General features: G+C 51.5%; 5 protein-coding genes. All 5 read right to left on the bottom strand.

Annotated elements, in window-relative coordinates; all coding sequences use genetic code 11:
* Window positions 1–116: 116 nt before the first annotated feature.
* Window positions 117–1,214, bottom strand: coding sequence for a sensor histidine kinase (locus H261_RS24310; protein WP_081609036.1), 1,098 nt, complete (start codon window positions 1,212–1,214; stop codon window positions 117–119).
* A 113-nt stretch (window positions 1,215–1,327) separates the two neighbouring features.
* Window positions 1,328–3,688 (bottom strand): ATP-binding protein, encoded by a 2,361-nt coding sequence (locus tag H261_RS24305; protein WP_081609037.1) that lies wholly within the window; start codon window positions 3,686–3,688, stop codon window positions 1,328–1,330.
* 96 nt (window positions 3,689–3,784) lie between these two features.
* A complete protein-coding gene (locus H261_RS22335) occupies window positions 3,785–4,273 on the bottom strand; it encodes a hypothetical protein (RefSeq protein ID WP_235063030.1) in 489 nt (162 codons plus the stop codon).
* Between the two features lie 52 nt (window positions 4,274–4,325).
* Complete coding sequence (locus H261_RS22330; protein ID WP_235063029.1) at window positions 4,326–4,502, bottom strand: hypothetical protein; 177 nt, start codon at window positions 4,500–4,502, stop codon at window positions 4,326–4,328.
* A gap of 76 nt (window positions 4,503–4,578) precedes the next feature.
* Window positions 4,579–5,245: hemerythrin domain-containing protein (locus H261_RS24300; protein ID WP_152427075.1), on the bottom strand; the 667-nt coding region annotated here is incomplete at its 5' end.

Below are 5,245 nucleotides of genomic sequence, written 5' to 3'. Positions count from 1 at the left end.
CATGTTGGCACCATCGGCGACGGCGGCGATCAATTCGGTCTTGTTCATGTCACCCCCTACGAAAAGTATGGCTATAACGAATGGCACGACGAATAGGCATCGTCAACCAAACGGGTTTACTCAGGCGTTGGAATGGTAAACAGGAAAGTCGAGCCGCCTGAAGGTGATTGCTCGACCCAAATCTCGCCGCCATGCCGCTCGACAATCTTCTTACAGACAGAAAGACCGATCCCGGTTCCCTCGTATACCTCTCGGGTATGAAGCCGCTGGAACAACAGGAAAATTCGGTCGAAGTATTCTGGTGCGATTCCGATACCATTATCCTGGACAGAGAAGACGGCCTTTCCGTCGTTAGGTCGTGCCATCACGGCGATGTAGGGCCTTACCCCCTCTTGCCGGTATTTGATGGCATTCCCAATCAGGTTCTGGAAAAGACGGTCTAACTGGTGACCGTCCCCAACCACCATGAGCGATGCATCCACATCGACGACGACGTGTGCATCACACTCGGCAATGGCTGTCCCGAGATTCGTCACGGCGTGGGAAATGGCATCGTCGATCCGCATCGGAACCAGTGGTTCTCCCTGTCTATCAATTCTGGAGAATGCAAGCAGGTCCAGAACCATCGCATCCATACGCCGGGCACCATCGCGGACGAAGCCAATAAATTCATGCCCATCTCCGTCGAAGTGATGTCCGTAGCGGCGTTCAATCAGGTCAACATAGCTGCTGATCATACGGAGCGGTTCACGAAGATCATGGGATGCGACGTAAGCAAATTGCTCAAGTTCGGCGTTGGATGCCGCCAAATCCTTGCAGGCAATTTCCAGCTTTTCTTCACTCTGCCGTCTGGTTGAAATGTCAAAGCAATAGCCGACATATCCGAGGAATTCTCCTGACTGGTTTAGAATCGGAATGCCGTAATCGGCGATCCATCCATACTCACCGCAGGCCCGCTTTATGCGGTATTCCATATCGAACGGCTGACGAAGTGCGAAGGCATTGAGATAGACTTTTAAGCAGCGATCAAAGTCGCCGGGATGGACACCTTCCGTCCATCCATCCCCCATCTCCTGCTCCATTGTCCTGCCGGTATAAGCAAGCCAAGCAGGGTTAAACCAATTGCATTTGGCATCGAGACCGGCACGCCATATCAGAATCGGGGCTGCCTTTAGGAGTTCGAGATCAGGCCAACCTGTGTTTGCAACAATCATGGCCGTTCCCAAACCATTGGCTTGGCAGGAATGCTACCAAAGGCATAAGGCTTCGGCAATTGATCGATTCTAAAATTCGTAATACGGCAACCATGCCGCTGACGGCGAAAAATCTACACCGGCAGTGTGAACCGGAAGGTGGCTCCATGCCCAGGTTCTGGCTCCACCCAAATTTGCCCACCATGCTGTGTGATGATCCGCTTGCAGATCGCAAGTCCAACGCCACTTCCTGGATATTGATTTCCAGCATGGAGCCGCCGGAAAATCTCAAAAATATCCTGGGTAGTGTCTGCAATGCCGATCCCGTTGTCGCGGACAGCAATCTGCCATTTGCCGTCTTTCTGTTCAGCATCAATGGAAATTTGAGGCTTACGGTCAGGATGGCGGAACTTGACAGCATTGCCGATCAGGTTCTGAAAAACCTGCATCAATTGGACATCATCGCCGATGACCTCGGGAAGCTGGCCTACAGTGATCTCTGCGTGGTTCTGGGAAATGACCTCTCTGAGATTATCTTGTGCCGCAGAACATGCTGCCGTCAGGGAGATGCGGGAGAACGAGACACCTTTTGCCGAAACTCTGGAAAATGCCAAAAGGTCGTTGATCAGCAGCCCCATCCGCTTTGCTGCACCTACGACGAATTCAAAATTTTCTCGGTCTTCCGGTGGAAGCTTGTCGCCCAGATGGCGATCCAGCAATTGTGTAAAAGAGACGATGGTTCTCAGTGGCTCTTGGAGGTCATGAGATGCGACATAGGCAAAGCGTTCCAATTCCGTATTGGATGCCATCAAGCGTTCGACCAGTTCTTTCTGCTCGGCTTCGTGCTGACGATGACTTGCCTCCAGGTCCATTCGGTCCAAGGCAAATGAAATTTCATCGGTCATCTCCGTCAGAAGCTCGATGAGGTCGTCAGTAAAGAATTCCGGAACATCTGAGTAAAGTGACAATGTACCAATAGTTTTTCCCTGATTTTTTAGTGGAAATGCGGCCGATGAATTAAAATTAAAGAACGCCGCTCTCTTCTGCCAAGGTGCTGTTATCTGGGTTCCAAAGAAATTTTCAGCAACGCGGTGCTCGCCAGCACGAATGCATTGTCCTGATGGCCCTTGCCCATAAGGACTATCAGCATCAGCGGACACTTTCAGGCCATCTAAATAGGCGATCCCCTCACCAGCCCAAGCTACTGGAACTATTGCTCGGCTCGCGTCATCGACCACGCCAATCCACGCCATGCGAAAATGCCCGAAATCCACCGAGATTCGAACGATGGCATCAAAGAGTTCCTGGCGGCTTTTGCTGCGAATGATGGCCTTGTTGGTTTGGCTCAAAGCCGCATAAATATCCGTCAAGTGAGCAATCTTAACTGTGGCCTCCTTGTGCGAACTCATATCTCGAACAAAAGCCACATCAAATTCCTGCCCCTCATGGGAGAGGTAGTTTGCCGATATTTCGACCGGAAGCGTCGATCCGTCTTTGCGTTTCAAAGTTGCATCAAATCGCAGGAATCTTTCTTCTTTTAAAGAACGCCAATGCTCCGCCCATTTTTCACGAGGGTGGTCCGGATTTAATTCAGATGCATGTAGATTCAACATCTCTCTCTCATCATAACCTAAAAGCGAACATGCAGAATCATTCACATATGAAATCAACCCAGATTCATTAATCCAGTAAACAGGTTCCTCCGCTCTGTCTATTGAGAATTGAGTTATTAAATGCCGTTTAGTTAATAATTCATGCTTCCGAATATGTGATTTACCTATGCCCCACATCAAGCCAATTCCAGACATCACCAGAGCCCAGAAGATTGCATGGTTTAAAGCTAATCTTTTGATCTCCGTTGACGCAATTTCATTGGATTTCTCCAATGGAATGGTGACATCAATACCTCCTCGCAGGTCGCCAACCTTGTAGCCCTGATCGCCGTGACAAGTTAGGCAGGATTGCTCGACGCGGATTGGTGCCATAACACGGACAGCCGCTTTTCCGTTGCTCAGAACCTTTTCAGTTACCTCTGTCTCACCCTGCTCCAAAAGCAGAAGAGCCTGATGCTCCCATTCATCCGGGGCGTTCTCCGGATTGAGGGGCTTCATGCTCGTAATTCGTCCCTTGGCAACAAATCCCGACTGCATCAGTTGACGCAGCACATATGCAGGATTCATCAAGGTCAGGTGTTTGCCGTTCGTGGTTACAACATCACGGTCGGGGACATTCAAATACGGGTTTGGGGAAGTTTGGGCGTCAGGAGCCACATATACTCCACCATGAGATGCGACCCAATGGCGGAAACCAATATCTGTTTGCACGCTGGTTCGTGCCTCTTGAACTGCCAAACGCACTGCTTGCTGCCTTTCGTTTTCAGCCGCCATCCAAAACGAAAGCAAGACTGCCGCTGTCCATAATGCAGCAGACCCTACAATTAGCTTTCGAAATGCCGAAATAGAAACCGCAGCAGTTGATTGTGCATTGGAGGTCATTAGCAAATACTCCAGCACGTAAGCCTGTCCGGCTTAAGCCCCTCACGCAGCAAGGGTATCACGCCTATTTCGAAAGGCATATACCTCCCAAGTTCCCTACCTCGGGTCCGGCTCTGCCTTCATGCACTGTTCCGCCAAGGATTCCTCCTTCACCCTGAGAATCTCGGCCTCCAAACCAGCAGCAATCACCGTGTCCGAAATGGCCGCCTTGATTTCGTCGGGCAGGATGATTGCGGGTCTCCAGGAACCATCAGGTGCTCGATATGTTGGCAAGGATACCTCGGTGCCTTTGCCATCCGCTCGAACCTGGACACCTTGGATGGTCATCTCGATGCCATCAAAGACGACTTCAACATCAGCCAAGGCACGCAGTTTTCCTGCGTTCTTGACATGGATGATGCTGACTGTCGTTACGGTGACCGATGCAGTGTCCATGTTCGGATTTGCGTTCAAGATTTTCACCATATGGGCGAGAAGTTCATCCTGTACGTCTTGATGGCACGGGGCGAATGCGATAGCGTTTCGATGTGGCATTCCCCCAATGCGGCCACATCTGGATAGATCGTCCCCGTAGACCTGATCCATCCAGCACGATCCGGCGGTGGAGTTCTCGCCAGTTCGCCACCGCCGATCTGCTTTATGGTTCGTTCCGCATCACAGGAACGACCACGAAGAACTCTTGATCATTCAACGTTCCAACCGACACCATCAGCGTCTCATGCTGGTTCACCAACCGGGCATGGGGCACACCATCGACCGCCGTCCAAAGTCGGGATACCTCCCAGACTTTCCGGGTCTGGTCGTTGGCCTTCATGAATCGATCCCCGACTTGGATGGGGGGAGTTTTCCGTCCGAATATCGCCATTATCGCCCGAAATGATTCCCTGTGTTCAACCCGCTGTATCGCGAATTGCCTGCACTTGTCCAAAAAACTTTCGGTCCTCTGATAGCATGTGCTTTGCCACCACGTCGTAGGCCAGGAAGTTGAACAGGTCGCCCAAGGCCAGTTCGCCGGATGTGAAATTCGCCACCAATTCCCTGGCACGGTCGATTAGTCCCTGGTGGGTTTGGGCATGTTCATCTGCACCGGAATATCCTATCGAGCGGAAAAGGGCTTCTTCATCGCGGAAATGATCCAGAAGGTCTGCGACAAGGGCTTCGATCTGAGGTGCCACCTCATCGGTGGGTCGTTCTCCGATGACCGCTATCAGCAAATTATTTGCGTGTTCGAATAGGTTCCGGTGCTGCGTGTCGAGCAAGGCATGGCCGGATTCGTAGGTGCTCCTCCAGACCAGACGGAGGAAAGCGAGATCAAGAAGTTCGGCTTCGTCAGCCTCATCAGCCCCGCAAGCATCGGTGACCACCCGGTTACGTCCACCTTCTTTGGCTGCATACAGGGCTGCATCTGAACGGCATAGCCAAGATTCCCAGGGTTCATCTTCTCGGTATTCTGCAACACCAAAACTGGCGGTAACATCCCCAACACCAGGAAATTCGAAGGCCACGATAGCTTTGCGAATCCGTTCGGCAAGCAGGCTTGCAATCATCAAACCGCTG

It is taken from the genome of Paramagnetospirillum caucaseum (genome assembly GCF_000342045.1).
GTDB lineage: Bacteria > Pseudomonadota > Alphaproteobacteria > Rhodospirillales > Magnetospirillaceae > Phaeospirillum > Phaeospirillum caucaseum.
The sequence above is the reverse complement of the archived record's forward strand: the minus strand, read 5'-3'. Positions and strand labels throughout refer to the sequence as shown.